Genomic DNA, 26551 nt, shown 5'->3' on the forward strand with positions numbered 1-26551 from the left:
AATAACGGGCGCCATTCCCACTAGGCATTACTGGACGCCATTCACATCATCTAAGTTGTTGCGTACTTTACTGAACTCGTGTAATGCTCCGAGTGTACGCTTCAATGCTGATGGACGGAATCGAACCGCCGTGTTACCAATTCAATGGAATACTTGCCAACCACTGGCCCACATCAGCGTAAACTTACGTAAGGAGTTGTCCCCCTTGCCGCAAGTATAATGTGCACTCGTTAAGCCGTTGAAGTTGAGTGCGAACTTCTTTCGTTGTAATTTCAACGTGGTTGCCGTGAGACTAGCAGAGCCGGCTATTCAGAACTGTAAATTTTTATTAAGGAGTAATAACCCAATTAGCACATAGATTCAAAGGGAATTCATCTCTAAAGCCAAACCGCTGTCATTATAGAATCGAGGTAAATTTGTAAAGTTGGTACATGCTAGTCTCAACGTGGATTATGGAACTTGCATCCATCTCCGGCTTGGTTACCGTTCCACACACTTAACAGAGAGAATCCTGAGTTGCTGGTAGTAACTCGTCTACTCCTCTGCCAGAGTCAATAAAGTCGTATTATTAAGCAGTTTAAGGACGTGAATGCTGAAGTCATTCGTGCTCGGGTCCAGGGTTTCATCGTGAACCTTTTTCAATTCTCGATGTTAATAGAATAACCCCGTTTTCCGTGTTGTGCCTGCACTCTTACTGCACAAAAACTGCACTCAAACTGCACTTTTACTGCACTTTTTCAAATACAAGCAACTCCTCAACTGGGTATATTTCGGCAAACTCAATAAAAGCAGTTGGCTTTAATTGCTTGTAATACCACCTTTCAGAATAAGGAATGTTATTAATGCAGTAAGTGTCATCTTCACCGTTAAGATACAGCCACCTAAGTATTTTCCGGCTCCACTTTGAACACTCATCAATTGTCTTGGGCGTGGCTGCCACCACTTGGCGACAATATACTCGATTAATTAATCGTTCTTCTGTTGCGTTTCCAACTGGTGTCCCTTTAGGCATCCCGCTAATTACTGGTGAACTCAATCCAGTTACATCACGGTGTGCTCTTCTTTTAGCTACCGGATAATCTACTTCAAAAAAATGCCTAACCTTCTTGATAGTTTTATCAACATTCAAGTCATTACCGAAAATTGTTAATTGCTCTAAATTATCCACGATGAACCCCCGTATCATTAGTGATATAATTAATTTGCTTTTATTTTTATACCAAACCGGGCGTTCCTATTCGGGGCGTCTTTTTATTTGCTTTCTTTTTCCTGCCTCTTTAATTTATGCTCTATCCGTTTCTTGTGTTTCCGACGTAAGCTCGATTTTTGTTTCTTTTTCTTTGATTTCATAAATCCTCCTAAAATCCGATTAAGTCGTGCACATCATAATCAATGCTCTTGTATACGTTGTAGTAGTCGTAGTAAGGTTCTCCATTCTTCCTTCGTCGAACATTACCGTGAATATCGTGTCGAGCATGAGCCTCTTGAATCCTCGGATTAGTAAAGCCAAATAATTTCATCTTGAAATCATGCTGACGAGGAACAACTACTTCAACTGGCAATCCAGTTCTTAGTGAGAACAGCTTAAAACGTAGCTTAGCGCTCGTATCAACTGCTCGTTGATTAATTCCCGTCTTCACATCGTAAACGTGCTCAACGGCTCCATCGTGGGAATATACAACGAAGTCCGGTGCGTACGTAATCCCACGCTGGTTATATCCACCAACCGGGAACTTATCGACTACCTTGTAGCTTGGGTGTACTTTGAACTTCTTTCCGCTGCTCTCGATAAACTGGATGAAGAAGTCACGTTCCTTAATCGAATCGAAGTCCCAGTCCTTGTAATGAACTTTCTTCCCAAAATGATTCACTTGCGTTTAATCCTTTCGTGCGTATCGTCAACCTTAATCGTAGTTACTACTCCCAGAACAAGCCACCAGCACCAACGATAACAATTGCTAGTAAGTCATATATGCTCATTCGCATCCCTCCAAATCTTGCACGGCATTGTCGTTTCACCGCCAAATCGCATTAATTCCAGATTTTCGATTGGATAGCAATATACATTCCACCAATCAGGGTTGTAACCCTGTCCTTTGAAATTTAAGATGGCGTTGTTCTCTTTCAAAACTCCCCTAAATTTTTTGACAGCTTCTTTCTTCGTGTTAGCAGCTACCATGTACTCTTCTACGCAATCATCAACGACATAATCCTTTGACTGAAACATATACAGGTACATTTTTACCATCCCTCTCTCATACGTCCTGCAATGAACGCCAGGACTATCGTTAATATCATCGGTATCAATACCCAGCCACCAACCAAGCTCATGGTTACCAGCACCGCAAGCGCTATGGTGAACCAGATGATGCCATACAACACACTATCCATTTTTCTTATCCTTTCTATTGGAATAATAGCTGTTAATTTCGTGAGCTAATGTTTTACCATCATCCAACAGTTTGTCTCTCATAACTCCTAGCAGCGTGGTAATTTTCCCTGAATCACGGTTTAATTGAAATACCGTCATAAGTCGTTCATGATCGGTAATTTCATCCCATCCCTTATTTCCCATAGGACTTACAATGTTTCTCAATAAATCATCAACTGTATTAGTTAATTCCTTTAATTCATATAAGTGTGCTCCGATGTTTTCAATGTTATTAATATTAAAGTTTTGTTTTTTCACTCGTCTATCCTCTACTCTCGAATGTCGTTAAGTTCTGAAAAATCAAGTCGATATGCCATGCTATGTGGCAACAGTCGACTAATAAGCTTCCCGTTGTATATAATCGTTAATTGATCTGGTGTATTATTGGTTGTGACGATTGTTGATTTTGCGACTCGGTTATTGTTGGTGTCATATCTTGCTGTTGCGACTTGCTCTAATGCTTGCTGAACATCTTTTTGAACAGGCTTGTCGCTATTGACACCACCCTCAGTACCCAGGTCATCTAAAACCAATACGTCAACACTTTGCATGGCGTCCAGAACCTTTTCTTTACGGTTCTGGGCGTCTTTGTATTTATAAGACTGCCAAAAAAGATGGATTAACTCCGTAGAAGACACAAACATGGTTGTCTTTCCATTAACACGTAAGTAATGCATCATTCCAAGTGCTAGCATTGTTTTACCTGTTCCCGGTGGTCCGTATAAAACTACTTTCTTCGGATGATTAACCATCGATTTAGCTAACTTAACTGCCGAATTTTTAAGGTTTTGTGCTAGTCTTGCATCTTGCTGCGTGGTTGGTTGCCATTTATCAAATGTAGTAGAAAGCTTCTTTTTGCCTTCCCAAAGGCATAAGCTATCAAACATGATGTACTTTGCACCGCCACCGGCAATTTGAATCTCTTTAGCTGTCCTAGTGCGATAGATTTCAGCCTGCATTTTACATAGTTCTGGATGATCGACGTCAACCCCATGTTCACGAAAAATATCAAGCATGTTAGGGCTTCGTAAAATATCACCAATTAATTGAAACGCCATTAGCTATCACCACTTTTCTTTCGGTCTTCTTCCTCTTCTTTTGCAAGCTCTTTAGCTAAAGCTTCTGCCTGAGTCATTCCTTCATCTTTAGTGGGAAGTTGATAAGCAGGAGTTGATTTAGTTTTCTGTTTTGAACCCTTATAACGTTGCTTTCCATATTTTTTTGATAGTACTTCGGCTTGTTCAATTGTTTTAACGTGATTATCTTCAAGTGATTTCAAAACTGTTTTGAGATAAGACCAATTAGGATGACTCGCTAACTCATTAGTTCGTTTGATGGCATAACAAACCAATTTGTTGCCGAGTCGATTAATGTAGTCAGTAAAGACGGGTAGATTTAATCCGCTGTTAACATTTATCCCGGCTAATTGTGCCAGACTAAATGCGTCTTCGACTGGTTGATCATCATCATTCTTATCTGGAGTAATATCTGTGTAGTATCTGGTATTGGCTTGCTCATTTTGAGCACTTCCATCTGTCCGTTTTGAACAGACCGTCTGCTCATTTTGAACAGATGCACTGCTCATTACTTGATCAAGTTTTCCAATATCAATCGAATACCATTTGGTATTATCAAAACCTGCCTTGTTAAAATTACCGGTAATGATCAATCCCTTCTTTATGCAACTATCAAGTGCTCTTCTTACTGTACTTTTGCTCCAAAAGGGAAAATTATCTTTTTGCCAGTTATCGTACGTGTTATAGATCCATAATCTGTCATTTATTTGTTTAGCACTTTTACCGTGAAGCCAGTAGTTAAGCTGCTGTAAGACAATAGATTCATTCAATCCAATAACAGAAGCTAATTTTTTATCGATTAAAATAGGGTGCTCATCATATAGCCATGCAGCTTTCATAGTAATCACCTCACTTAATCTTTTCTCGATCTAATCTTTTATTAAACAAATCAACATCAATACACCTTTTAGCTACGTATTGTTTTGAATTTTCCAAATAGTTGATTAATTCATTAGCCTCATTTATTGAAAATAATGTTCCGCCATTGCCAAATGCCATTTTATTTTCATGATCCATAATTATTAATCTCACATCGCCGTGATGGATCTTTTTTAATATTGCCATCTATCACACCTCAATTTCACTTGCGTGGGTAACAGCTACATAATTACTTTTATTTTCTTTCATTCTTACCAATTGATATACCTCTTACTTTCACAAGTGGTGCATGATATACTAACTATGTAATACTATTTGATATACTTATTTACTTTGAGCATTCGTTTTTGCGGAACGAGTGCTCTTTTTTTGTTGGGTGTGGCGTGATGGATTCTGCTAAGTCGTGAGCAATGAATGGTAGCCAGATCATAAACGTCCAACTCATCGCTACTTCCATCCCCTCGCGGTAGAAGATTGTCATTAGACAACCACAACCTGCATAGAAAAGTCCCTTAAGAAATTGCATTTATTTCACCTCTTATATTTAATTATTTACTTACAACACATTAGCTAATGACTAATGTAAAAGCGCTTAAAATAATTGCCAGTATTGATAAAAACGCACCAATCTCATTAGGTGAAAAAGACAGTGTCAACCCAACAATCCATATCAAAGCGGTAATTACAACTGCAACTATAAAATTAAGCAAACCAACATGTTGACTGGTCCAAAGCCACAACCTATCACGTAATTTCATATTCATCACATCACCCCCCCTCACGGTAATGGCTTATCCCAATCAATTACATCAATATGTTCTTCAATCCATTTCCTAGCAACTGGCAAATTAACTTTAATTGACCGCCCCCTTGCCAGGATGTGGATTGGTTGACCATTTCCTCGTTTTTGGGTAAGTGTCCAGGATGTACAACTGAATCCACGCTTTAGCTTTCTTCCCAGGTGTATATGGTCGTAGTTCTTCAATGTTTACCCAGTGTTCAACCACTGGTTTCTCTTTCTCAGTTATTAAATACGGCTTCAAGTATTCTGCAACTGCCTTTCTGTCCTCAGGCGGTGTCTCCTTAACGAGTTCAAGTAATGCACTCATCGGATTAGCTCCTTTCTTGGTTTATCGTTATCGCTTATTTACTTTTCTGATTTTTCAAAAAAAGCTTCAATTAGTCCTTCCCCATTTTGTCGCTGATGAAATTTCCCAATAATTTTCATTGCCTTTACAGCTGCAATCTCAACATTTGTGTTTAAGTATTCAAACATAAATTCGACACCATTAGGAATCTTATTATTTTGACCAATATTTTCACCAATCCAATCAACAACTGTGTAGTAATCTTTGAATCCCTCTTCTCGCCCTTTGAATTGCTTCTTTATTGGGAATATTTGCTCAAATTGTTGAGGCGTTAACTCCTCAATTAAATCCGCCAGAGTAAACAACCATCCTTTTTGCAATTTCCAACTTTGTTTATCGATAGTTGGTGACCAATATTTAATTAATTCATAGACTGCTTGCTGTGGTGTTTTAGTCATTGCCAACTCCTTTATTAAGCTCTTCAATATCCATCAGTAATTCCTGCTTAGGGTGCCATGTTTCAACAAACCTTAATCCATCATTGAAGCGCTTCGCAGGCAACTCGTTATATCGTGGAATATCAAAATAATGCTTAAATTCACTCCAAATAGCTGAGAACACTTTTCTTCCTAGTTGTTTATATGCTGGTGTATCTTTTCCGCCCAATGCCTTAATTACCGAAGTTTTACCCTTTTCATGAATCTTATATTCCTGCGTTCCATTAATTCGCATAGTATCTTCAAGACTGGTAACCCGCGTATCTAATTCATCAATTGACGTAACCATTTCGGCCATTAGTTGAGTTCTTTTCTTCTGTGCTACGTGACCCGTGCTCTTTCCTACAATCTCACTATTTCTAATCATTTTATAATCTCTCCTTCTAATGTATTTACAGTTCGACGACCCCCAGTAATTGACCGCTTATCATCAATCCATGACTGTAAATCATCTAATGCTTTATTCAGGCTTTCCAACGCTGCTTTACCAGAATCAAGAGCTGTTTCACGATCTTCCGATCCAATTTCATTAGTAATCAAAAAATTATGAATATTACTACGAAGTTTATAGACACTCACACGTCCTTGATTTTTCCAATGATTAGCTCTATGTTCTTGGTGTTCTGCATCCTCGTAATCTTTAAGTCTATTAGTGACCCTATCAAGTTCACCAGCTGCTTTACTGAATTTTTCTTCTAATTGCTTCTTTTCTTGCTTAAGTTGCTCATAGTCATCAGGTTCAACCTGCACCTCTTTAGTAACTGTCTTTGTAATTACTTTAGGAGCTGGTTGACTGTTTGAAGCTTTGCGGAGTTGATCGGTAAGTTCTACTTGTGTTTTGCGATTTTCTTCAAGTTCAGCCTGCTGGTCTGCTATTTGAGCATCTTTAGCAGACAATTCTTGCTCACGTTGCTTAAGCTTACGTTTAGTTTCACGAAGCTCCCGAACGGTCATGTCTTCAGGCTTCTTTGTTTTGCCGTTAGATAATTGCTGAGGCTTATCCCGCTCTTCTGGTGGCATGGTTGCGATAAGATAAAGAGCTTTTGCTCCCAAATGTGTGTACGTACCCACATTTGATTGAAGTTCTTCAACAATCTTGATGAAATGTGCTGCTTGAAAACGATCTATTTTTAAGGACTGGAGCCAATTAATAAATTGACCATGAGCTAAATCGTGTTCTTTAACCCATTTCAACCGACGTCCAATTTCAAAAATAGCTTGTCCACCAATTGACTGGTAAGTTTTGATTTCAGTAGTAATCTTGTCTAAATTATTGGATAACGGTTCTAATTCGTTCGTGATAATTGCTTCCTTTCATTTCCACTTCAAAATGCTTTGGTATAATTCTTCCTAGAAAGGAAGTAATAAAATTGAAATTAAAAACTGATAGTATTCGTATGGTTATGCTTGATTTAGAAAGCTGTTTAACATGGGATGGATCACAAACTAATATATGGTCTCCTAATGGTTTAGCAACTTTCGAAAGCTATAAATCCTTAGGACATGATGAATTCATTTACACAGTCTCCAAGCTTATTGAAGGAGGTTATATAAACGGGAATTTATGTCCCGCTAATAACACCATCGGAGATATATACGTTTACTCTATTACTTGGAAAGGTCACGAATTTCTGGATAACATTCGTGATCCAAAAGTTTGGAGTAAAACAAAAAGTATTACCGGTAAGTTTACTAGTGTATCTGTCAGTCTTGTTTCTAACATTGCTTCTCAAGTTATTGCAAAAATTGTTGAAGATACAATGGCACTTACAGTAGCTTCTTCAAGCTTCTTTTCCATAACCAGAACAACAAAATCATCAAAATCCATAGCAATGTTTGAGCACTCAAAAAGAACAGCGCTATTTTTGTTTTCCAGATTAAGAAAGCAATTACTGTAATTATTTCAAACACTTACTAAGTGTTAGCCAGATTAGTACAACCACACCCTCAGTTTTTTTCTTTGCCATCCTCATCACTTCCTTTTTGTTTTGTTATAATTAGGCCATCTTCTATGAAAAGAGGCAGATATTATGGATTCAGAACTATACGCAGACTTAGCTCCTACATATCAGCAACTATTGCTTGATGACATTGATGGAATCGTTGAAGGACTAACTACTGATAAAGCACATGCCAAACAGTTAGAGGTTCGTTTTAATCTGTTCAAAAAGAACTTTGATAGTTTCCAAAGTCTTTTTAGTGAAACCAGCACTGTTAGAGATCCTGGAAAATATAATGATTTCATCGCTGATATAAAAGCTTTTATTGCAATTGTAGAAACATTGAAAGCAAAGCAACGACTTACGGACGAAAACCGTCAACAGCTCGTTGAAGTAGCCCACGAATTCCAAGAGATGCGGTACTACTTGCGTTAACTTTCTTTGCAAAACACCCTTTAATAAACTCTCTGAATTCAATGGCAAGCATTGGCTGACCATTTCGGTCAAAATAATCTGAATATTCACGTGCTAATTTAATTACTTGTTGATAGGCGTTTGGCTTATGAGGATCTACTTTTGCAACCTCATGTGCTAAGAGCTTTTCTTCATTAGCGAATGCTTTCAGAAATTCTTCTGACGGTTTCATGACATCACTTCCTTTCATATTTAATTCCAAAGTCTTTAATCAACGTAATAATGAATTTATTAGCGGCTGGATTTTTCTTCCGACCAGCCAAGTAATCAGACACATCTTGCTTGTTCATGCCATACATAATTGCAAGCTGTGCACGAGAAATATCATGGTCAGCTAAGTAATTAATAATACGTTCACGTCCACTTAATGTTTCTGGCATCGCGTTGCCTCCTTTCTGATAAAATTAAAAACAGGTCAGTATAAAGGTGGTGAAAATATATGGATGTTGATATTTTTCAAAAGAATCGTCATGATCCATTAAGAGTTACTAAACTAGTTAAAATCGAGTTTTATTCTGTAGTAGAGGACGAAAAGCAAACAATTGAAAAAGACTTTTCATCATTCTCATTGAATGGCGTTGTATCAGAAGTAAGCTTTGTAGGTAAAACTGATACTGTTACTATTCGACCTGGAGTGATTGAATCCTTGCATTTCTTCCCACACGATGAATTTGATGATTTAGCGTAATTGACGTAATTCTTTTAGTAGCTGGCTTAAATCTTTAGGACTTAAGCTAGCTCTTTTTATTTTCATCAAATCCAAGATGTAATCGCGTAATGCTTTATAAAGTTCTAAGTCCATATAATTAACCTTCCTTTCTTATTCATTCCTCCGACCCACCCAGCGTAAGATGAAATGATAGAACTATTGACTACAATTAAACTTTATTGTAGACTTTAGACATAGTTAAATAAGCGTAATTTTAATGCAACTGTTATGTGATAATTCCTACATCAATGCAAATGCTGCATAATTTTACTACGTTATTTTTTCTATTAACTTAACTTACAGCAATAGTATATTAAACTTTATTATAGAAGTCAACATAATTCTACAATAAAGTTTAATGTGGATTGCTACATAATGGGAGAAATGCTTTCATGACTGTATTTGACAGAGTAAAAAAATTAGCTGAGAAACAAGGTATTTCAATTGTAGAATTAGAAGAAAAACTAAATTTTGGGAGAAATTCGTTATATTCTTGGAAGAAAAAAACACCTAATGGTGACCGTCTTGAAAAAGTAGCTGATTATTTTAATGTATCTACCGATTATCTCTTAGGTCGTACCGATACCCCTCAATTTACTCGTAAAGACGAACGAGATGTCCAAAAGATCCTTACTGATATGACTGAGGGGCTTAGCAATGATTCTTCTCTAGCTTATATGAAGAATGGCGGAGAAGAGATTGACGAAGAAGATGCCGAATTACTGCGTGCTTCTCTTGAAAATGTCATTCGTCAGTCAAAACTAATCGCAAAACAGAAATTTACACCAAAAAAGTATAGAAAGAATAATGATTAATGGGGTGACCGTTTATGCTAAGAGAACGCATTAAGCGAAAAGCTCATAAAGTTGTCTATTCTACTGGGACTCGTGATCCAATTAAAATATGCGAAGCAAAAAATATTCCTGTGTATTATGATGATCTCGGGAAACAAATCATGGCTTACCATACCGTGATAAAAAGAATACCCGCTATCGTACTTTCAACACGAAATAGCGAGTTTGAAAATACTTATTCTTGTGGTCACGAGCTTGGTCACCACTTCTGCCGACACAAAGGAAATGCCGAACACCTTGATAGAAAGAACCTTCGTTTCTCTTCTATCGGAGACGAAGCGGAAGCTAATGAGTTCATGGTTGATTTGATGCTTGATGGCATTAACAAACATGATTTTGAAACCAAAGAGCAACTGCTCAAGGCTTGTGGCATTCCACTGTGGGCTGAGAGATACGTAGAACTTTAACATTACGTCCAATATACTGATCGACGTTAAAAGCTGTCGGGAGGAATTTATATTATGCCACACTGGTTATGGATACTTTGCTTTTGGTTAGCAATCATTCTTATCGTTATGTTCCTTGCATTACCTTTTACTGTAGAAGGAAGAGAAAGAATAAAATACAACAAAGCTAAGTATGTATTTGCTCTATTGGTATGATTTGGTATAGCTTGCTATATTTATCAAGATCAATTTCATCACACGAATTCAGAACCGCAAACTGAGCAAGTCACTAACTCAATAGGAAGCAAAATTGATAAGTCCGAAGCAAAAGAAGAAGCAGATGGCGCTTATTATGTAGATAAAGATGAAGATAACCTTAGATACTTTATCAATAACGATAACAAGATTACTGCCATTAAATACGTTTATGGTGCTAACCCCAATAATGTTACTGACGTTATGAATAAGCTATCTACTGATGTGTTCCAGGACTCTGATTTGAAATACACAAAAGATAAAACCGACAGTGATGACTTTTTGCCTGAAGGAAACTCATTTAACGTTTACTCACCTAAGAGTAGAAAATGGTATCACGTTTCTATGCAACGGGTTTCTAATGATAAGGATGCTAAAGTGTCATCATTTAGCGTATGGTCCGGCAAAGACGATAACGCTGACGATTATTAAACGAGTGTTTGGGAGTAATCAAAATGAAAAAGATAGGCCTAATTTGTGCTGTCACTCTAACGGGGATGAGCTTAGCAGCATGTGGTAATCAATCATCAAAGGAATCTAGTTCGTCTAGCAAGGCAAGCAGTAGCAAAGTGGTCAAAAAACATAAAACTAAACAGAGTACTTCTTCTAAAAAATCATCATCCACTTCATCGAATGCTAAAACAAGTAGCCACCAAAATCAGCAGACTAGTCAGACACAAACAAGTAACAACGGTGGGCAACAATTAACACAAGGAGAGATAAATAGACAGCGTGGATATGATCCCAATGGTGCTCCTCTATTGCCTGGTCAAGACCATGCAGCTGGATCTAATCCAGATGGTTCACCGGACGCTTGGGTAGAATGGCAGCTTGATTGGCAACAAAAGAGTGGTGGGCAATACTATCCAGATGGTACCCCTACACCCGGTAGCCAGCGAACTCCCGAAGAAAATGAATCAATTGAAAACGATTATTAATCATAACTAAAAACATCCCACCCGAAGAGGATGGGACGAAAGGATGTGTATGGATGAAAAATAAAATAGATGAACTATTAAACAACGGTTGGTTTGTTGTCCCATTAATAACTGCACTCGTAATGCTCATGCATTTATTAATATCACATGATTTTATAACTGTCCTATTAACAATAGTTATCATAGCGACTTGCCTAGATATTGCCTTTGGTTCTTCATCAAAAGAATTTAAAAATGAAAGCTTTCTGGTCAAACTATCAATTGTTATCAATAAATTACTAAACGATGCTGGTGTTGCAATAATATTTTTTATTTTAGGATTAATGGCAAAATAAAATATTTCAATAAATATGGCAGATAACGATATACTAAAATATCTAAAGCCCAACGTATATATAAATTAACTAGTTCCTTTTTTTGAGGTAAAAATAATGACAAAAGAAATTAAAGTAGTAGCAATTCCAGATGATACAAGAATAATTATTAATTACGGATATGATGATGATGTAAACAGAGATGATTTACCATTTGGTAGTGAGCTAAAATACGCAAAAATTGGTCAAAAAATTGTTGTGGAGTCTAAAGGTATGGAACTCACTGATCCCGACACAAATGAACCGTTGGGTAGTTATAATCCTCCAATTGATTATTTAGAGATTACCGATGTCCGCGACAAATATTCAATTGCGAGAAAAAAAGTAACAAAAGATCTTAACAATTCTAGTATTCCTCCTCTTATTAAGGAAGCTTCATCACCACAATTTGAAAGCCTAAATGTGAATAGTTCGGAAATAAAGAACATTAAACCTAATTCAACTATTTCTGTTGGAGATATTGTTGAGTTTGTTGATTAATGATTTGACTAATTTTACACTGTACAGTATGATAAAGATATCTGAAATGGGTTACCTTGATGTGACTTGCGAAAAAGAGCTTTCCCGCTGTACAGTGGGGAGGCTCTTTTTGCATGGTTAAAAATTTTAAACATCCTTATAAAACATTTGATGAGCAAATAGCAATTTTAAAAAGCCGTGGTATAGAAATAAACGATTACGAGTTTGCTAAAAATGCTTTGATGACATTTCCATACTACTCTATCGTCAATGGCTATAAAGACATATTCTTAAAACAAAAAGAACCTGATATATATCGTAAAGGAACTTCTTTTGAAATGTTATATCAGGTTCATTGGATAGACATTCAAGTCAGTAATATTATTTTTAAATATTCATTAGCTGTAGAAGAAAGATTAAAGGCTCTCGTTTCAAACATAGTAGCTCAAAATTTCTCCATTGAAGAAGAAAAATATTTAGATAAAAGAAATTATAGTAAATCTAAATCACAACGTGGAAAAATTAATGATTTTATGCAAGCAATTGAAGATGCTAAACAGAGTAGTAAAATTGCTCGACATTATATAAACGAAGAAGGCAATTTACCACCTTGGATAGCAGCAGAAGTAATTAGCTTTGGCTCTATGGTAAATTGGTACTCTGCCTTGTCTATTAACGAAAAGAAGTCAGTTGTAAGTCTTTTTCTTTCAAGAATGACTAAACAGGGTGTTGTAAGCACTGATGATAAATTACAATTTTGTAAGATTTGTTTAGAACAGGTTTATAGGTTTAGAAATCTTTCTGCTCACGGTAATAGAACCTTTAAGTTGCAACTTAGTGAAACTGATACACAAAAAATACGTTTTCTAGAAAATTTTTCGATTTTATTTCTCTATAAAGCAGAAAAAGAAATCACTTTACCCCGGAATGGCCTTTTCTCAGTTATAGTTAGCATTATGGTTCTTCTTGACGATCAATATCTTATATCTACCATGATTGATGAATTAAAATTAGTTGTCGATACTTATGGTAATAAAACTCTTTTTAATGGTAAAAGTATTTATGACTTATTTGAGGTTGATAAGAACTTTATCATAAGATTAAAAAGATTTATGAATATGAAGTTTCCAACTAACAACTAAAACCACTTTCAATTCTAAGCCAAAAATTGAGAGTGACTTCTATCACAGATCGAAAAAAGCCCTGCTAGTGCGGCAACACTAACAAGACTATGGGTTGAATTATATGGATAACAGATTCAACCCTTTCATTATACCAAAAATGGAGGGATATACTATGGCAACGTATTTTAAACGTGGTAAAACCTGGTCTACAAAAGTCCGCTGGTACGATAGTGACGGTAAACGTCATTCCAAGTCCAAGTCGGGCTTTTCTACTAAAATCCTTGCTAAGCAATGGGCAGTCGACCAAGAAAGCAAATTAAACAAAGGCGTGCAAATCGCTAAAGAAATTAGTCTGGTCGATTATTACAACAACTGGGTTAACACCTATAAGAAAGATAAACTATCAGCAATTACACTTGACCGTTACAAATATACTGGTGAAGCGCTCGAAGACTTCTTTCATGATGACAAGATAAAATCAATTACCCGAGTGAAGTATCAAGAATTTATCAATCAATATGGTTCTACTCACGCCCCTACTACCGTCAAAAAAGTTAATTCAATTATTCGGGCATGTGTTAAGTCGGCTATCTTAGATGATTACTTATATAAAGATTTCACTCAACGAGTAGAGCTGACTGCTAATAAAGATAAAGTCGTAAAAGTAGACTATTTGAATCTTAAAGAAATTCACCAATTACTAACCGCTGCGACTGATAAGATTGAACATCGCCCTGGCTTTACTAGTCGTTTTATGATTGTCACCGCTATTTACACCGGTATGCGACTAGCTGAGATTCAAGCTTTAACCTGGAATGACATTGATTGGTTACACCAGACAATAAACATCAACAAATCGTGGGATATGAAAACTCATGATTTCAAACCAACGAAGACTGAATCAAGTAATCGAAAAATTAAAGTTAATCCTGAGTTATTACACTACTTAAAAATACTCCAGGATAATCGACAATCAAATTTAGTGTTTATAAATCAGTACAAAAGCATCCCCACAAGTAATGCAGTTAATAAAACGCTCAGGAGCCTATTAGAGAGCTTAAACATTGATCGACGTAACTTTCATTTTCATTCACTTAGGCACAGCCATGTGGCGCTCCTGTTGGCAAATGGGATAGATCTATATGCAATCAGCAAAAGATTAGGTCACAGTAATATCTCAATAACTGCCAACACTTATGCATACCTGATTGATGAGTACCAAAGTAAAACTGATAAGCAAATTATCACTGCTCTATCAAGGATTTAAATGGGACCCATTTGGGACCCAAAGTCATTATTTCTTATGTTTTTCCATGATTTCTTTAAAATTAAAAAATCACCGCTAGTCCTTTAATATCAATGGTTAACGGTGATTTTCCTTTTCTTCATTATTCTTCAATTTTCTTTAAAAATGCCCCAAACAGGATTCGAACCTGTACATGGAAACCCATACAACGACCTGAACGTTGCGCGTCTGCCAATTCCGCCACTGGGGCATCGTTATTAATGAAATAACAACAATTTTATTATACTGGAATTTTATTGAATTACAAGTCCTATTTATCTTTAATGAATTGGATCATTGTCCCATAACCAGTTAAAACCAAGAACTTCGGGGCAACCTGAACGTTAGCTACATTAGTATTAAAACGAACGCCAACAATTCCATCAGCTTCCTTCTCGGTTGCCCGTTCACGCAATTTCTGCTGAACTTCGCTAAATAGCTGATCCATGGATTCAAATGAATCAATTGCATCGCTTGGCAACATTAAATGAGCCGTCGCATCAACAACGCCTAAAACTTTATGTGCTTGTGGATAATCTTCTGTTGAAAGAAACATTTCACTCACCTCCTTATTTATTATACCAAATTAACAAAAAGGCTTTAACGTTCAGTCAGTCTAAACGTTAAAGCCTCGTCTGTATTTATGAGGGGGGGTCCAACCTATTAGTTTCTGTTAGCCGCTTCCTCATAATATCTACGGAAGGAATCTTGCCACTTTGCACTGAACTTTATTACTAAATACAAACTTTTGATTCTAATCTTCCGCAAAGTCGCTTTTATTCGTTACCGTTCAAATAGTGCACCCTGGTAACCACAATTTAAATCAAGATCTTTCCGGTTACTCTTACGTTGCTTCTAGTCTACTCCTTAACTTCCTTCGACTCTATTGGAACGGGAGACGTAATGTTTTTAACATTATCTCTTTATCCTTCCTCACCAATAATATACCGCCTTTAGTAACCGCTTTCAAGGATTAATTAAATACTTGTGATAGCATTAATAACATCGCAATTAAATTGTTTAAACCGTGCAGTAGCATCGAGTTACGAATGTCCTCACTTTTTCGGTAAACATACGCTAATGTCATCCCCAGCATACAATACAAGAGAAAGCTAATAATATTCGTGCTAATATGCCCAGCGGAAAAAACGATCCCAGATAAGATTACCTTTGGCCAGAAAGTATTTGGTTTAAAGAAAAGGTTCATTAATACTCCACGAAAAATCAGTTCTTCCGCTATCGGAGTCAAAATCACCGCTGAAATTGCAAATACAACTGTTACTAATGGATTATGTCCCAAAATCGTCATCAGGCTCTGATTATTCGCTGTTTCTGTCTGGTGGTAAATTAAAACATTCAGCACACCAAGAATAAATTCCCCTACTAAAATAAACAGGTACCCACCAAGAATTAATTTCCAGTTGATTTTCTTTTTAATCGGTAACTGGTTATAACGGTGGTACGTTTTTCGGGACCAAACGATAATAAAGCAAAACAGCAGAAGAAAAAGAAAAACTAATCCAATAGTCTTAACGGTCACCCTATTACTTCGATTAGCGATTTGCATTGCAATCGATGGTAACTCAATACATAAGAAAAGAGCTGCCATTAAACAGCAACGTTTAATAAGAGAAAAAAATTTACTCATTTTTGCTGCCCCTTCTTTTGTTCTTGAAGGCGCTTTTGCTTTCGTTGCTGGTAACTCCATTTTGCGGTTACCCTCGTTACCATTAAGTTAGCAACTACAAATCCCAAAATCCATAAAATATACATCGACCAACCAGAAATTACTTTGCTAATCGTTAATGCTACTAAAATTGCAAAAATAATTAATGGGGGTAATACTACTTTTAAAATTAATTCCGCTTTCACTCTTTAATCCTCCATCGTCTTGTCCAAAAATTACCTCTCAGTTACATAGCACTTTAATCCTGGTGAAAAACATCTTCCAAGATTTGCTTGGTTGTTGCCATTTGTGTTCCACGAGAACGGACATAATCGATCTGTGAAATAAGAATATCATAACTCCACATTGAAGACAGATCTTTCTCGTTAAAATAGTGAAGATTTAACGTAATCTCATTTAAATCGTGGATCATTCCCGAAAAGTCATCCATTCCTTGGTATTGTTTTGTTCCAATAACAACAGGTAATTGGTTATCAGCAGAATCTTTTAATACGTTCATGAGAATATTTCCGCTTGTTATTTCTGGACGCTCATCAAGAAACTGTTGAACCTGCCAAATATCGAAATAATGATGTTCATGGGCTACCTTAGTTTTTTCGGAAACAGTTGTTAGGTAGTCTGTTTGATCATTGACAGTAATAATGCTATCAAGACGAATTGCAATTAAGCCGTTAATTTTTCCATCCCAATCAATACTGATCATCAAGCAAAAATAATTATCAATGCCCACTACAAAGCCAACATTAAAATAATCATCATCTTTAATATTATGTACTTCAATCAATTTTCCCTGTTGTTTAGCAATGGTTAATTGAATTTTAATATCTTGCCTATTTGATTCTCTCAAATATTTGCCTCCTAATTGTCGTTTGATTAATCAAATAAAAATTTACAAAAAATAGTCTACCAAGAGTCATCAAGAAAATTCAATTCTTAAGTAGGTATAAACCGATAAGTGACTATCTCCCTCATACAAAATATATCAAAAATTAAATAGGAATCCACAATATTTTGTAGTAAGATAGTGCTTGTGTTTAAAATTATAGTAAAGAGGGGCCATTATGGTGATAATTACTGCAGGAATGATTGGGGTCGGCAAAACTACCTTAACTGGTAAGATTGCAGAACATTTAAATACAAAGGCTTACTATGAGCCGGTTGGTGAAAATCCAGTATTACCACTTTATTATGCAAATCCAAAACAATACGGATTCTTATTGCAAATCTACTTTCTTAACAAACGATTTTCAATGATCAAACAAGCATTATCCGATGATAACAATGTTTTAGATCGTTCCATTTATGAAGACGCATTATTTACTCGTGAGAATAATGCAGAAGGAAACATTAGCGATACAGAATTAGAGGTCTACCTTAAACTATTAGATAACATGATGGCTGATCTTAATCGGTTACCAAAAAAAGCGCCTGACTTAATGGTTTATTCTGAAACAGATTTTGAAACAATTCTTTATCGCATTAAGAAACGCGGTCGGGACTATGAACAAATCGATAAGAATCCCGAATTAAAAGATTATTATTACAAAATGTGGAATGCCTATAAGGATTGGTATCATGATTACGATGCCAGCCCAAAAATGAAAATCGATCTGGAAAAGTACGATCTAGAAGATCCACAAAATGTTAAAACTGTCCTTAGTTTGATTGATGATCGATTAAAAGATATTCGTAACTAATAAAAAATTTAACAATCAATACTAGTAGTAGCTTAGCTAACGTTGATCCATTCAATGAATCAACTTGGGCTAAGCTATTTTTTATTTAATGTTTACTAGAATAATGAATAACATCCTGTAAATAATCGTGCTTATGATTAATTTGAGCTAAGAATGGTTGGTCATGAATAAAATTTCGACCATTTTCTAAATGACGTAAATACATTTCTTTGTATGGTAAATCTGCATTCAAAGTGCGTTCCCGTTCAGCTTGACGATCCCACTCTACTCTCCGGTAATCAAGATCAGCGATCCCTTCATCATCAATTGTAAGCAATAAATACCGAGCACGAAGATTATTCTGATGAACATTCCAGCCATCATAAGGTTCGCCAACAGAACCAGGATTGAGAATCAACTGTTCTTGACTAGTATATCGATATAATTGGTGATGTACATGGGCATAAATTCCAACATCATAATATCCAGGCAAAGGCATAATCTGATCCATTTGTTGCTGATCGTTAGTTGGAAACAGGCCTTGTCCGGCATTACTTTTAGGAAGATTGTGACTTAAAGTAATATGCAATGCACCAACCTGCGTATCAGCCGTTATCGGCCATCTCTTGATTTGATTAATAATTCTAGAGCCAACCTGACTACCAATATATTCGCCAACTCGTGAAATCATAATTTTAGTCTCATCATCGTAAGAATGCTGACCATAATAAGCTTGCACTAAATCATCATCCCAGTTTCCTCGAAGACAAATTGATGGATTTAATGATTTTAATATTCTCCAAATATCTGTTGCTCCTGGTCCTGGCATGAATAGATCTCCTAGAAACCAGCATTCATTTACATCCTGCTTGCTAATATCATTTTGAACTGCTTTTAGAGCCGTATAATTACCATGGATATCTGCAATGATTGCAATTCGTCGTTCCATACTGATCATCACTTTTCAATTTATTATTACAATTTCAGTATAGTTAATTCAGATTTAGATTCAATTCAGTAAATTTAACTAAAATTTTTAGACAATCGTTTGCACAAATAGTAAACCAGAAGAGAACTTATGAATGTTTTAATATAATTTAATAGCTAAATTGACAGCGCTTTCTTTATTTTCTATTCTAAGGCTGACCCATTTAAATATAAGTGAGTTAATTCATTTGAAAGAAGGGTTAGCCATGGTTAATTGGTTACTGCCAAGTGCACCAGCTGACAAATTAATCCCGAAAGAGCAAAGACACAGTGCTTTTATTAAGTACCGGACCAGAATTTTAGTTAGCACTATTCTAGCTTATGCAAGCTACTACATCATCAAATCAAACTTTACTCTTTCATCACCATATCTGACAAAAGACGTTGGTTTAACGACTGCCGATATTGGACTTGTTTTATCAGCTCTTGCAATTTCATACGGAATTGGTAAATTTTTTATGGGGTTACTTGCCGATCGCCTAAATCCCCGTTATTTTGTTGGTGTAGGCTTAATCTTATCTGCAATTTTTAATACTTTTTTCGGCTACACACGCAATTTATGGGTAATGGTTTTATTGATGATTGGGGTCGGTGTAACTCAGGGAATCGGCGCTCCCTGCTGCCAAAAATCATTAGCAACATGGTTTGATGAGCACCAACTCGGCACAGCAACAAGTACATGGAACATTTCACATAATATTGGTTCGGGAACTGCTTCATTAATTGTTGCCGGAACTGTTGGCGCTTTTGGAGCAGCGAATATTCATAACATTTTCTTAATTCCCTCATTAATTTCCATTGTAATGGCATTAATTGTAATGGCATTAGGTGTTGATACACCTGAATCAGTCGGTCTACCAAAAGTTAATAAAAACAAAGAAAAGAATATTAAACATAAAACCTCATGGGGTGCTTTCCGAGACAACATTATGAAGAACCCGATTGTTTGGGCGCTTTGTATCATGAATGCTTTCTCGTACATCTTACGTTACGGAATTGAAAATTGGATTCCTATTTATCTTTCAACCTCTAAGGGGTTCTCTTCAGTTGCAACTAACTCAGCATTTACCATTTTCGAATATACCGCAATTCCTGGAACAATTCTTCTAGGATTGTTATCAGACAAAGTCTTAAATGGTCGTCGTGTTCCAATAATGTTGGTTACTTCAACCATTATTCTAATTTTAATTCCCTTCTATGCCCTATCTCAAAGTATTGTAATCGTTAATATTATCTTAGGAATTTTAGGGATTTGTATTTATGGTCAGCAAGTCTTAATTGGAATCGTAATTATGGACGCGCTGCCAGTAGAATCAGTCGCCTCAGGGATTGGTTTGTCTGGGTTCTTCGGCTATGCTTTTGGTGAAGTCATTGCTTCATATGGAATTGGTTCCGTTGTTGGTAAAACCAGCTGGAATGCCGGATTTGGGATCGTAGCTGTTTCCTCAATTATCTGTATTATCTTTTTCATTTTCCTTTTAAAGAAGTACCATAATACGTTATGATATCCCATCTAATATTGAGGTCGGAAAATAACCCGACCTCTTCATTGTTTTAAAGGCAATACTCAGCCATTTGACCAGCCACTAATTAAGCCCTATGTTGAGAGCCAAGTAACGAGAATAAGCTAATTCTCGCTCCTCTCTTTTTTCTAACTCACAAGAAGCTTCTTTAGACCAGTAAGTGCTCCAGCTGATGCGGCACCACCAATAACCGAGATAACTGGTGAAAACTTTTTATGTTTTGGAATCGTCCGTTGGTGAGAATTCCTTAAATGAGTTTTTTGAGGCATTCTTAATTGCTTGCTATTCATAGTTTGTGTTTGATCGTTCCCGTCTTTTTTCGGTTCATCATACTTTGTCAGCCGATAACTATCAATAATTTGATTTAATTTCTTATCATAATCAGGATCTGTCGCATAACGACCAACAAGTGCATGGGTTGCTTCACGGTAGCTTTGCGTAACCGAACGATGTACTTCTCTATATAAGGGTTATAAGGGTTGCTGGAGCGTCTTAGCATAGTCTTGTAAGGATTGCTTGTTACTAATATACGAACGAAAAATGTCCTGAACCTGTGTTGATTGAGAGCCAATAAATTCTGTTGTTGGCTTTAACACACCATGCCCATTATACTTCCCTTTCACACCAAACAAATTATGGTGCGGTGCTAAACTAAGCTCGCTCGTTCCCCAACTACTCTCTAATGCAGCTTGTGCAATGATAATGGATGGGTATAGATCATAGTCTTTACCAATTTGTTGTGCATCATCAGCAATCTGATTAATAAAATACGCTTGATTTGGTAATGGCTGCTTTGGTAAATACTTTTTCTGATCAATTAGTTGGTCAGGGAGGGTATTTTCTTTTACTCCTGTTTTTTCCTGAACCTGTGCTTTTGCCTTTTCAATTCCTCGTTGGTAAGCAGCTTGTTCTACATGATCACTAAATGCACGGGTCCTTCCCTCTTCCTGATCTGCTACTCCTAACTGAAATGCCTGACAATATTTCTGTGTTGCATTATGGAATTGAAGTAGGAACTCACGCGTATACGCATCACCATGGCTTCGTAGAACTTGGGCATCCACCGCTTCTTGGTTAATTACTGCAATTTCAGCAGCATTTCGTGCGTCATCCTGTTGACTAGCAAGACCAGGTAATGCTGTATTAAGCGAAACTAACATTACAACTGTTCCTAAAATCACCTTATCATTCATCTATCTTACTCCCGTATTAGTCCTCTAAATAATCAATACGGAATAAATTTAACTTTGCACCTTTAAATTCAAAAATTATTTGAGTATATACGACTTCCCATTAACTAATAAAGGATTAGTAATATTCCCTTATCGAACATCACTAACCCTTTATATTCTTATTAGTAAATAATTACTGGTTCATTAACTTCAAGACTATTATATGCCCCACCAGCATCGCTTGGGTGCATGTTAGCACAACCATTTGAACCATCATTTAAGTAAGCAGTCTTAGACCAATTATGCCGCCATGAAGCATCATGGAAGCCACAACCACTATCGGTAAATTGAGCCCAGTATTGAACCTTACTGCTATATTTAGAGCCATTATCGCTCGTCCCCTTTAGAACTGAAGGAGATTGCTTATACATGATATACCAGACTCCCTTAGGTGTTTGGTCGGCCTTATTGCTCATCTTCCCGGTAACAACATCGACATCGTCTACACACTTACCGTTTTTATAGAACCAGGCATGCTGATCGGCAATTGAAATAACAGCATAGGTATTACCGATTCCATCGTTTTCCGTTACTCCATAACCAGTTCCGCGACGATTATAGCCAATTCCATAAATATCTGCCTTAGCATTTACAGAAGATTTACCATCCGCAATTGCGTTAGCTAAAGACTTTCCTGCACGCTCAGCACTTATCTTCCATCCATAACCACCATCCCTTGTAGTAGTTATTTCCTTACCATCAGGAGTCTTGAATTTAAATGCTTTACCCAGCGTTGCTTATTTTTTATTAATCTGTTTAATCTTCTTATCTATAACAGATGTATTAAAGTGGTATTGACCATTTTTGTAGGTAGCACTTGTAATCACATTATCCGTTGTTAAATGATAAGTCTGCTTTTCAACTTTATAGTTGACCTTTTTCCCTGTGAGCTTTTGCAACTGCTTCTTTTCATTTTGCACAGGTTTGCTATCTGGTGACAGCGGTTGTTGTTGCTTAGCAGTAAGATAAATCTTACTGTTGGTTGCCTGAGAACTAAGTTGGTGCAGAATCCGTTGCTCATCAATTTTGGTTCCCTTCTGCCCTTTATGAATAACTACCTTCCCATTCCGAAGTTCGGCATAGGCATCTACCGGAGCTTGTCGTCCCAGATTTTCCCGTTGAAGGAGTGACTGGACGGTTGCTTTTTTTGCATCATACTGACTGAGATCCCGCTTACTAGGCTTTACTTCTAAAGAATAAGCCTTTCGAGAAGGAAAGAGTGTAAACTGCTCACGAAATACCTTTTTCACCTTACCTTCATCTGCTAACGTAAATGCTGAGTCAGTATCAGAACCATCGTAAATTAAATCATCATTTAAATAAACCTGATTTTGATTTTTCGTTGACTTAACCTTTTTTAGGGCTTGCTTAGTAGTTAATCCACCAACATTAATCCCATTGATAGTAACATTCTTGTTAAAATGATGTGCTTGGTGCCACCAATTAATTCCAAGAACAAATAATAATAATACAATAATTACTAATAGCCAGTGCTTCAATTGAAAACGCATTGAAAATACTCCTCACGTCGAATCAGTAGTAGCAAAGTATCGACTGTCATATTTTACCACGATCTACTGAATTTAGCATGCTTTATCGAACATACGTTATCAAAAACACGGAATTATTAGTTCTCCATAGTTAATTTTTACTAAATCATAATTTTACTGTAAAAAACTTCTGGGATGAGGAAATATCCGATCCCAGAAGTCTTCTGAACTAGTAGTTAAATCTCAGGATAACTACTTTCTTTAATATCTAATTTCTTATTTTCTAAATCAGTTTTAACTACTGTCACGTCACAAGGAGCAATTCTAACAGTATAAGCAGCAGTTGAACCAACGATTAGGCGACCAATCGCATTTAACCCGGTAGCGCCAATTACGATTAGATCGATTTGGTTATCCTTTGGGTACTTCTCGGCTAATTCTACTTTAGCATTCCCAATTTCAACATCAGTATGAACTTCCTTAACTCCAGCTTCTTCAGCCTTTTGCTTATTTTTAGCTAAACGTTTATTCATCTCCTGAATAGCAGAATCATAAATGCTCTTATCAACAAAGCCAAAACCGCTTGGACTTGTTGTTGGATAGCGTTCACCATTAATTACACTAAGTAAGTACAATGCTGCATCGTTTTGCTTTGCAATATCAATAGCCTTTGAAAAAGCCATTTCTGATTGCTTTGAACCGTCAATTCCGACAAGGATCTTTTGATAACTCATATTGACACCTCCAGAAATTCATCTACCCTTAATCTTATTTTACCATATTGCTTTAGCATCGATTAATCTGCCACAAGGTTATTAATGGCTTGCATGTAAATTGCCATTGAAGCAATTAAATCGTTGACGGGCTGATATTCATTTGCTTGGTGCATTGTATTCGGGGTATTAGGCATAAGAGCACCAAAAGCAACTCCACGTTTCATTAACCGGCCATAAGTTCCACCGCCAACTACTTCAGGCTTAGCACTCTGATCACCACTAATATCAATATATGCTTCCATTAATGTCTTAACGATTGGATCATTAGGATCGACATAGTGTGGTAGTTGACCGTCACCCTGACTAACGGTAATAAATAATGGCTTGGTTACCTTTTCAACCTTTGCCTGAATTTCATCTGGAGTAATTCCCTTTGGATAACGGAAATTCATGTTAATTTTACCGCCATTCTCCTCATCATAATCCAAGATTCCAGCGTTCATTGTCAATTCACCCATTACAGTATCAGTAAATGCACAATCAAACTTCTCCATTCTCGTATCAAGATGGAGGTAATTAGCAAGAAAACTTATGAAACTAGCGGCATCACCAGTAAACTCGTGCTGGTTCAGAAATGAAGCTAAGTATGTTCCCGCATTAATTCCCTTTTCGGGTTCCATCCCGTGAGCGGCTTTCCCAATCATAGTTAGTTTTAAGCCATCCATCGTTTCCTCGGCTTTACCAGTCACTGGGTTGTTTTCGATAAATTGTCCAAATTCACTCATTACCCGTTCCTTATCCGGTACTGTGATTTCGGCAACCGCTTCACGAGGAACCATGTTGAACCGCAAGCCAGATTGGAAACTCTTAAGCTGAGTCTTGCCACTATTACCTGCAGGAACATCAAGGAGTAACGAGAATTGACCCTTTTCACCGTTAATTACCGGAAATTCTGCATCCGGTGAGAAGCCCATTGTCGGTGCCGGTTCAACTTCGAAGTAGCGGTGCATCCCTGTCCAATTACTTTCCTCATCCGTTCCCACAATAAAACGAACCTTTTTATTGAACTTAACTCCTTGATCCTTCAAGTATTTAAGAGCATAATAGCAAGCCATTCCGGGACCCTTATCGTCGGAAGCACCTCGAGCATATAAGTTACCGTCCTTAATAACAGGATCAAACGGATCGGTATCCCAACCCTTCCCAGCAGGCATCACATCAAGGTGAGCTAGAATTGCTAAGGTTTCATCACCATCACCCCACTCTGCATATCCGACAAGGTTATCAATATTCTTTGTTCGGAAGCCATCATGCTTTGCCATCTTCAAAAATTCTTGCAGAGCTTTCGCTGGCATCGGTCCTAATGGATATTCATCCGTAGCTGCACTATCATCACGAACACTTGGAATTTTCAACAGGTTAGTTAAATCCTTAAGATAGCTTTCTTCCTGACTTTGTGCTGCTTTCATCCAATCCGTCATTTTATCAACCTCCGTTAATCTTTTCGTTAAAATAATGATACCATGAAAGTAGTCGTTTTCAGTTTGAAAGCACTTGATATAAAGGAGCATTAAAATGAAAAAATTAACTGATCAAATCCTGTTTGACGTTATTAAGCCACGTCCTAACGATAGCTTTAAGGGAACATACGGGAAGGTAACCTTAATTGGCGGTAACCGTAACTTTGGTGGAGCAATTATTATGGCATCTACTGCTGCTGTATGTTCTGGTGCCGGACTAGTTACCACTGCTACTGATCCTAGTAATTCAGGAGCTCTTCATTCACAACTACCAGAAGCAATGTTTGCTGATTTTAATAATGCTGACCAAGTAGCATCCTTAGTTGAACCTGCTACAACGGTGGTCGTTGGTCCAGGCCTTGGGGATGATCAAACCGGCTTAGCAATTCTTAAAAATGTTTTTGACCATACTAACGAAAAGCAAAACGTTGTTATTGACGGTTCTGCGATTACCCTAATGGCTCGAGAAGGCCTCGCTCAACCAAAGGGTAATATTATCTACACCCCGCACCAAATGGAATGGCAGCGTCTTTCAGGAATTAAAATAACAGAACAGAGCGAAGAACGAAATCGGGAAGCACAAGCAAAGTTAAACGCCACAGTCGTTCTTAAAAAGCACCATACAGAGATTTATACTAATGATGATGTTTATCAATTAACAATTGGTACTCCTGCTCAAGCTGTTGGTGGCATGGGTGATACGCTTGCCGGAATGGTTGGTGGTTTTACTGCCGAATTCTCCAAGGCTCCATTAAAGGCAGTTTTAGCAGCTGTCTATGCTCATAGTGCGGTAGCTGAACAGATCGCCAAAAATCAATACCTCGTTCTTCCACACCAAATCAGTCGAGCCCTACCATCATTTATGAAGAAAATGGAGAGCGGTCAGACTGAGCACCAGATTGGTTTCCTGAGTTAATCACTTTTACAATTAAAATTTTAAAAATAAAGAGT

38 protein-coding genes, 2 tRNA genes and 1 pseudogene are annotated in these 26551 nt (G+C 37.0%); 14 read left to right on the top strand and 27 right to left on the bottom strand.

The features are described 5' to 3' along the window. Positions 1-105: 105 nt before the first annotated feature. The 13 genes from HUK45_RS04775 to HUK45_RS04835 form a co-directional block, all read right to left on the bottom strand. Positions 106-178 (bottom strand) — tRNA-Asn (locus HUK45_RS04775). 546 nt (positions 179-724) lie between these two features. Continuing rightward, the gene (locus HUK45_RS04780; protein ID WP_191911327.1) at positions 725-1168 is read right to left on the bottom strand and encodes an ArpU family phage packaging/lysis transcriptional regulator; all 444 of its coding nucleotides are present in this window, start codon (positions 1166-1168) and stop codon (positions 725-727) included. A 190-nt stretch (positions 1169-1358) separates the two neighbouring features. Beyond that, positions 1359-1871, bottom strand: a complete 513-nt coding sequence (locus tag HUK45_RS04785) for a DUF1064 domain-containing protein (RefSeq protein ID WP_191911328.1) — start codon at positions 1869-1871, stop codon at positions 1359-1361. A gap of 512 nt (positions 1872-2383) precedes the next feature. Further along, positions 2384-2689 (bottom strand): hypothetical protein, encoded by a 306-nt coding sequence (locus tag HUK45_RS04790; protein WP_191911329.1) that lies wholly within the window; start codon positions 2687-2689, stop codon positions 2384-2386. Positions 2690-2700: 11 nt separating this feature from the next. Beyond that, positions 2701-3489 (bottom strand): ATP-binding protein, encoded by a 789-nt coding sequence (locus tag HUK45_RS04795; RefSeq protein WP_191911330.1) that lies wholly within the window; start codon positions 3487-3489, stop codon positions 2701-2703. After that, positions 3489-4346, bottom strand: coding sequence for a DnaD domain protein (locus HUK45_RS04800; RefSeq protein WP_191911331.1), 858 nt, complete (start codon positions 4344-4346; stop codon positions 3489-3491). The genes HUK45_RS04795 and HUK45_RS04800 overlap by 1 nt, the downstream gene beginning before the upstream one ends. Positions 4347-4356: 10 nt before the next feature. After that, positions 4357-4572, bottom strand: a complete 216-nt coding sequence (locus HUK45_RS04805) for a hypothetical protein (protein WP_191911332.1) — start codon at positions 4570-4572, stop codon at positions 4357-4359. Positions 4573-4714: 142 nt separating this feature from the next. Further along, positions 4715-4912, bottom strand: coding sequence for a hypothetical protein (locus HUK45_RS04810; RefSeq protein WP_191911333.1), 198 nt, complete (start codon positions 4910-4912; stop codon positions 4715-4717). A 40-nt stretch (positions 4913-4952) separates the two neighbouring features. After that, complete coding sequence (locus HUK45_RS04815) at positions 4953-5153, bottom strand: hypothetical protein (protein WP_191911334.1); 201 nt, start codon at positions 5151-5153, stop codon at positions 4953-4955. 87 nt (positions 5154-5240) lie between these two features. Continuing rightward, a complete protein-coding gene (locus tag HUK45_RS04820; RefSeq protein ID WP_191911335.1) occupies positions 5241-5495 on the bottom strand; it encodes a hypothetical protein in 255 nt (84 codons plus the stop codon). A 38-nt stretch (positions 5496-5533) separates the two neighbouring features. Beyond that, positions 5534-5932: a hypothetical protein gene (locus HUK45_RS04825; RefSeq protein WP_191911336.1), complete on the bottom strand. Its 399-nt coding sequence runs from the start codon at positions 5930-5932 to the stop codon at positions 5534-5536. Next, positions 5925-6338 (bottom strand): ORF6C domain-containing protein, encoded by a 414-nt coding sequence (locus HUK45_RS04830; protein ID WP_191911337.1) that lies wholly within the window; start codon positions 6336-6338, stop codon positions 5925-5927. The genes HUK45_RS04825 and HUK45_RS04830 overlap by 8 nt, the downstream gene beginning before the upstream one ends. Beyond that, positions 6335-7165: an AAA family ATPase gene (locus HUK45_RS04835; protein WP_191911338.1), complete on the bottom strand. Its 831-nt coding sequence runs from the start codon at positions 7163-7165 to the stop codon at positions 6335-6337. Before HUK45_RS04835 ends, HUK45_RS04830 begins: the two co-directional genes overlap by 4 nt. Positions 7166-7341: 176 nt before the next feature. On the opposite strand from HUK45_RS04835, the gene HUK45_RS04840 reads away from it, so the two are divergent. Continuing rightward, a complete protein-coding gene (locus HUK45_RS04840; RefSeq protein ID WP_191911339.1) occupies positions 7342-7869 on the top strand; it encodes a DUF2513 domain-containing protein in 528 nt (175 codons plus the stop codon). 132 nt (positions 7870-8001) lie between these two features. Next, positions 8002-8346, top strand: coding sequence for a hypothetical protein (locus tag HUK45_RS04845; protein ID WP_191911340.1), 345 nt, complete (start codon positions 8002-8004; stop codon positions 8344-8346). Here HUK45_RS04845 and HUK45_RS04850 read toward each other — a convergent pair. Then, positions 8273-8557, bottom strand: coding sequence for a hypothetical protein (locus HUK45_RS04850; protein ID WP_191911341.1), 285 nt, complete (start codon positions 8555-8557; stop codon positions 8273-8275). The genes HUK45_RS04845 and HUK45_RS04850 overlap by 74 nt on opposite strands. Before the next feature lie 4 nt (positions 8558-8561). Beyond that, the gene (locus HUK45_RS04855) at positions 8562-8765 is read right to left on the bottom strand and encodes an XRE family transcriptional regulator (RefSeq protein WP_191911342.1); all 204 of its coding nucleotides are present in this window, start codon (positions 8763-8765) and stop codon (positions 8562-8564) included. Between the two features lie 59 nt (positions 8766-8824). Between HUK45_RS04855 and HUK45_RS04860 the strand changes: the two genes are divergently transcribed. Further along, the gene (locus tag HUK45_RS04860; protein WP_191911343.1) at positions 8825-9073 is read left to right on the top strand and encodes a hypothetical protein; all 249 of its coding nucleotides are present in this window, start codon (positions 8825-8827) and stop codon (positions 9071-9073) included. Here HUK45_RS04860 and HUK45_RS09700 read toward each other — a convergent pair. Continuing rightward, positions 9065-9187, bottom strand: coding sequence for a hypothetical protein (locus tag HUK45_RS09700; RefSeq protein ID WP_268890010.1), 123 nt, complete (start codon positions 9185-9187; stop codon positions 9065-9067). The genes HUK45_RS04860 and HUK45_RS09700 overlap by 9 nt on opposite strands. 299 nt (positions 9188-9486) lie before the next feature. On the opposite strand from HUK45_RS09700, the gene HUK45_RS04865 reads away from it, so the two are divergent. The 8 genes from HUK45_RS04865 to HUK45_RS04900 all read left to right on the top strand — a co-directional run bounded on the left by HUK45_RS04865 (position 9487) and on the right by HUK45_RS04900 (position 14751). Further along, complete coding sequence (locus HUK45_RS04865; RefSeq protein WP_191911344.1) at positions 9487-9909, top strand: helix-turn-helix domain-containing protein; 423 nt, start codon at positions 9487-9489, stop codon at positions 9907-9909. Positions 9910-9923: 14 nt separating this feature from the next. Beyond that, complete coding sequence (locus HUK45_RS04870; RefSeq protein WP_191911345.1) at positions 9924-10355, top strand: ImmA/IrrE family metallo-endopeptidase; 432 nt, start codon at positions 9924-9926, stop codon at positions 10353-10355. A gap of 477 nt (positions 10356-10832) precedes the next feature. Next, the gene (locus tag HUK45_RS04875) at positions 10833-11021 is read left to right on the top strand and encodes a hypothetical protein (RefSeq protein ID WP_191911346.1); all 189 of its coding nucleotides are present in this window, start codon (positions 10833-10835) and stop codon (positions 11019-11021) included. A gap of 23 nt (positions 11022-11044) precedes the next feature. Further along, complete coding sequence (locus HUK45_RS04880) at positions 11045-11527, top strand: hypothetical protein (RefSeq protein WP_191911347.1); 483 nt, start codon at positions 11045-11047, stop codon at positions 11525-11527. A gap of 53 nt (positions 11528-11580) precedes the next feature. Next, the gene (locus HUK45_RS04885) at positions 11581-11862 is read left to right on the top strand and encodes a hypothetical protein (RefSeq protein ID WP_191911348.1); all 282 of its coding nucleotides are present in this window, start codon (positions 11581-11583) and stop codon (positions 11860-11862) included. Between the two features lie 96 nt (positions 11863-11958). Further along, positions 11959-12381 carry a hypothetical protein gene (locus tag HUK45_RS04890; protein ID WP_191911349.1) on the top strand — a complete coding sequence of 141 codons (423 nt, stop codon included), beginning with the start codon at positions 11959-11961 and terminating at the stop codon, positions 12379-12381. Between the two features lie 113 nt (positions 12382-12494). Continuing rightward, positions 12495-13502 (top strand): Abi family protein, encoded by a 1008-nt coding sequence (locus HUK45_RS04895; RefSeq protein ID WP_191911350.1) that lies wholly within the window; start codon positions 12495-12497, stop codon positions 13500-13502. A 154-nt stretch (positions 13503-13656) separates the two neighbouring features. Next, positions 13657-14751, top strand: a complete 1095-nt coding sequence (locus HUK45_RS04900; protein WP_191911351.1) for a tyrosine-type recombinase/integrase — start codon at positions 13657-13659, stop codon at positions 14749-14751. Positions 14752-14896: 145 nt separating this feature from the next. Here the strand turns inward: HUK45_RS04900 and HUK45_RS04905 are convergent. The 5 genes from HUK45_RS04905 to HUK45_RS04925 form a co-directional block, all read right to left on the bottom strand. Beyond that, positions 14897-14980 (bottom strand) — tRNA-Leu (locus HUK45_RS04905). 60 nt (positions 14981-15040) lie between these two features. Next, the gene (locus HUK45_RS04910) at positions 15041-15325 is read right to left on the bottom strand and encodes a YbjQ family protein (protein ID WP_191911352.1); all 285 of its coding nucleotides are present in this window, start codon (positions 15323-15325) and stop codon (positions 15041-15043) included. Between the two features lie 417 nt (positions 15326-15742). Continuing rightward, the gene (locus HUK45_RS04915) at positions 15743-16417 is read right to left on the bottom strand and encodes a CPBP family intramembrane glutamic endopeptidase (protein ID WP_191911353.1); all 675 of its coding nucleotides are present in this window, start codon (positions 16415-16417) and stop codon (positions 15743-15745) included. Further along, positions 16414-16641: a hypothetical protein gene (locus HUK45_RS04920; protein WP_191911354.1), complete on the bottom strand. Its 228-nt coding sequence runs from the start codon at positions 16639-16641 to the stop codon at positions 16414-16416. Before HUK45_RS04920 ends, HUK45_RS04915 begins: the two co-directional genes overlap by 4 nt. Before the next feature lie 53 nt (positions 16642-16694). After that, positions 16695-17303, bottom strand: a complete 609-nt coding sequence (locus HUK45_RS04925; RefSeq protein ID WP_191911355.1) for a hypothetical protein — start codon at positions 17301-17303, stop codon at positions 16695-16697. A gap of 214 nt (positions 17304-17517) precedes the next feature. Between HUK45_RS04925 and HUK45_RS04930 the strand changes: the two genes are divergently transcribed. After that, positions 17518-18153: a deoxynucleoside kinase gene (locus HUK45_RS04930; protein WP_191911356.1), complete on the top strand. Its 636-nt coding sequence runs from the start codon at positions 17518-17520 to the stop codon at positions 18151-18153. An 85-nt stretch (positions 18154-18238) separates the two neighbouring features. Here HUK45_RS04930 and HUK45_RS04935 read toward each other — a convergent pair whose 3' ends face one another. Continuing rightward, positions 18239-19081 (bottom strand): metallophosphoesterase family protein, encoded by an 843-nt coding sequence (locus HUK45_RS04935; protein WP_191911357.1) that lies wholly within the window; start codon positions 19079-19081, stop codon positions 18239-18241. Between the two features lie 244 nt (positions 19082-19325). Here HUK45_RS04935 and HUK45_RS04940 point away from each other — a divergent pair, with 244 nt between their 5' ends. Further along, a complete protein-coding gene (locus tag HUK45_RS04940) occupies positions 19326-20624 on the top strand; it encodes an MFS transporter (protein WP_191911358.1) in 1299 nt (432 codons plus the stop codon). A 146-nt stretch (positions 20625-20770) separates the two neighbouring features. Here the strand turns inward: HUK45_RS04940 and HUK45_RS04945 are convergent, their stop codons facing one another. From HUK45_RS04945 to pepV, 5 genes and pseudogenes are all read right to left on the bottom strand, one after another. After that, entirely contained in the window at positions 20771-20911 is a 141-nt protein-coding gene (locus HUK45_RS04945; RefSeq protein WP_191911359.1) for a hypothetical protein, read from the bottom strand. A 201-nt stretch (positions 20912-21112) separates the two neighbouring features. After that, a complete protein-coding gene (locus HUK45_RS04950) occupies positions 21113-21835 on the bottom strand; it encodes a glycoside hydrolase family 73 protein (RefSeq protein WP_191911360.1) in 723 nt (240 codons plus the stop codon). A gap of 161 nt (positions 21836-21996) precedes the next feature. Continuing rightward, a pseudogene (locus HUK45_RS04955) lies at positions 21997-23385 on the bottom strand (L,D-transpeptidase). Between the two features lie 215 nt (positions 23386-23600). After that, the gene (locus HUK45_RS04960; protein ID WP_191911361.1) at positions 23601-24098 is read right to left on the bottom strand and encodes a universal stress protein; all 498 of its coding nucleotides are present in this window, start codon (positions 24096-24098) and stop codon (positions 23601-23603) included. Between the two features lie 62 nt (positions 24099-24160). After that, a complete protein-coding gene (gene pepV / locus HUK45_RS04965; RefSeq protein ID WP_191911362.1) occupies positions 24161-25561 on the bottom strand; it encodes a dipeptidase PepV in 1401 nt (466 codons plus the stop codon). Positions 25562-25655: 94 nt separating this feature from the next. On the opposite strand from pepV, the gene HUK45_RS04970 reads away from it, so the two are divergent. After that, positions 25656-26516, top strand: a complete 861-nt coding sequence (locus HUK45_RS04970; protein ID WP_191911363.1) for an NAD(P)H-hydrate dehydratase — start codon at positions 25656-25658, stop codon at positions 26514-26516. Positions 26517-26551 lie beyond the last annotated feature (35 nt).

This window comes from Limosilactobacillus urinaemulieris, assembly GCF_014838745.1.
In the GTDB taxonomy this organism is placed as follows: Bacteria; Bacillota; Bacilli; order Lactobacillales; family Lactobacillaceae; genus Limosilactobacillus; species Limosilactobacillus urinaemulieris.

Bases quoted from the DNA above. Each gene is read 5' to 3' on its own strand.
- HUK45_RS04795 (WP_191911330.1), bottom strand. From the start codon at position 3,489: ATGGCGTTTCAATTAATTGGTGATATTTTACGAAGCCCTAACATGCTT.
- HUK45_RS04800 (WP_191911331.1), bottom strand. From the start codon at position 4,346: ATGAAAGCTGCATGGCTATATGATGAGCACCCTATTTTAATCGATAAA.
- HUK45_RS04805 (WP_191911332.1), bottom strand. From the start codon at position 4,572: ATGGCAATATTAAAAAAGATCCATCACGGCGATGTGAGATTAATAATT.
- HUK45_RS04810 (WP_191911333.1), bottom strand. From the start codon at position 4,912: ATGCAATTTCTTAAGGGACTTTTCTATGCAGGTTGTGGTTGTCTAATG.
- HUK45_RS04820 (WP_191911335.1), bottom strand. From the start codon at position 5,495: ATGAGTGCATTACTTGAACTCGTTAAGGAGACACCGCCTGAGGACAGA.
- HUK45_RS04825 (WP_191911336.1), bottom strand. From the start codon at position 5,932: ATGACTAAAACACCACAGCAAGCAGTCTATGAATTAATTAAATATTGG.
- HUK45_RS04830 (WP_191911337.1), bottom strand. From the start codon at position 6,338: ATGATTAGAAATAGTGAGATTGTAGGAAAGAGCACGGGTCACGTAGCA.
- HUK45_RS04845 (WP_191911340.1), top strand. From the start codon at position 8,002: ATGGATTCAGAACTATACGCAGACTTAGCTCCTACATATCAGCAACTA.
- HUK45_RS04850 (WP_191911341.1), bottom strand. From the start codon at position 8,557: ATGAAACCGTCAGAAGAATTTCTGAAAGCATTCGCTAATGAAGAAAAG.
- HUK45_RS04855 (WP_191911342.1), bottom strand. From the start codon at position 8,765: ATGCCAGAAACATTAAGTGGACGTGAACGTATTATTAATTACTTAGCT.
- HUK45_RS04860 (WP_191911343.1), top strand. From the start codon at position 8,825: ATGGATGTTGATATTTTTCAAAAGAATCGTCATGATCCATTAAGAGTT.
- HUK45_RS09700 (WP_268890010.1), bottom strand. From the start codon at position 9,187: ATGGACTTAGAACTTTATAAAGCATTACGCGATTACATCTTGGATTTG.
- HUK45_RS04865 (WP_191911344.1), top strand. From the start codon at position 9,487: ATGACTGTATTTGACAGAGTAAAAAAATTAGCTGAGAAACAAGGTATT.
- HUK45_RS04870 (WP_191911345.1), top strand. From the start codon at position 9,924: ATGCTAAGAGAACGCATTAAGCGAAAAGCTCATAAAGTTGTCTATTCT.
- HUK45_RS04880 (WP_191911347.1), top strand. From the start codon at position 11,045: ATGAAAAAGATAGGCCTAATTTGTGCTGTCACTCTAACGGGGATGAGC.
- HUK45_RS04885 (WP_191911348.1), top strand. From the start codon at position 11,581: ATGAAAAATAAAATAGATGAACTATTAAACAACGGTTGGTTTGTTGTC.
- HUK45_RS04890 (WP_191911349.1), top strand. From the start codon at position 11,959: ATGACAAAAGAAATTAAAGTAGTAGCAATTCCAGATGATACAAGAATA.
- HUK45_RS04895 (WP_191911350.1), top strand. From the start codon at position 12,495: ATGGTTAAAAATTTTAAACATCCTTATAAAACATTTGATGAGCAAATA.
- HUK45_RS04900 (WP_191911351.1), top strand. From the start codon at position 13,657: ATGGCAACGTATTTTAAACGTGGTAAAACCTGGTCTACAAAAGTCCGC.
- HUK45_RS04910 (WP_191911352.1), bottom strand. From the start codon at position 15,325: ATGTTTCTTTCAACAGAAGATTATCCACAAGCACATAAAGTTTTAGGC.
- HUK45_RS04915 (WP_191911353.1), bottom strand. From the start codon at position 16,417: ATGAGTAAATTTTTTTCTCTTATTAAACGTTGCTGTTTAATGGCAGCT.
- HUK45_RS04930 (WP_191911356.1), top strand. From the start codon at position 17,518: ATGGTGATAATTACTGCAGGAATGATTGGGGTCGGCAAAACTACCTTA.
- HUK45_RS04935 (WP_191911357.1), bottom strand. From the start codon at position 19,081: ATGGAACGACGAATTGCAATCATTGCAGATATCCATGGTAATTATACG.
- HUK45_RS04940 (WP_191911358.1), top strand. From the start codon at position 19,326: ATGGTTAATTGGTTACTGCCAAGTGCACCAGCTGACAAATTAATCCCG.
- HUK45_RS04945 (WP_191911359.1), bottom strand. From the start codon at position 20,911: ATGCCTCAAAAAACTCATTTAAGGAATTCTCACCAACGGACGATTCCA.
- HUK45_RS04950 (WP_191911360.1), bottom strand. From the start codon at position 21,835: ATGAATGATAAGGTGATTTTAGGAACAGTTGTAATGTTAGTTTCGCTT.
- HUK45_RS04960 (WP_191911361.1), bottom strand. From the start codon at position 24,098: ATGAGTTATCAAAAGATCCTTGTCGGAATTGACGGTTCAAAGCAATCA.
- pepV (WP_191911362.1), bottom strand. From the start codon at position 25,561: ATGACGGATTGGATGAAAGCAGCACAAAGTCAGGAAGAAAGCTATCTT.
- HUK45_RS04970 (WP_191911363.1), top strand. From the start codon at position 25,656: ATGAAAAAATTAACTGATCAAATCCTGTTTGACGTTATTAAGCCACGT.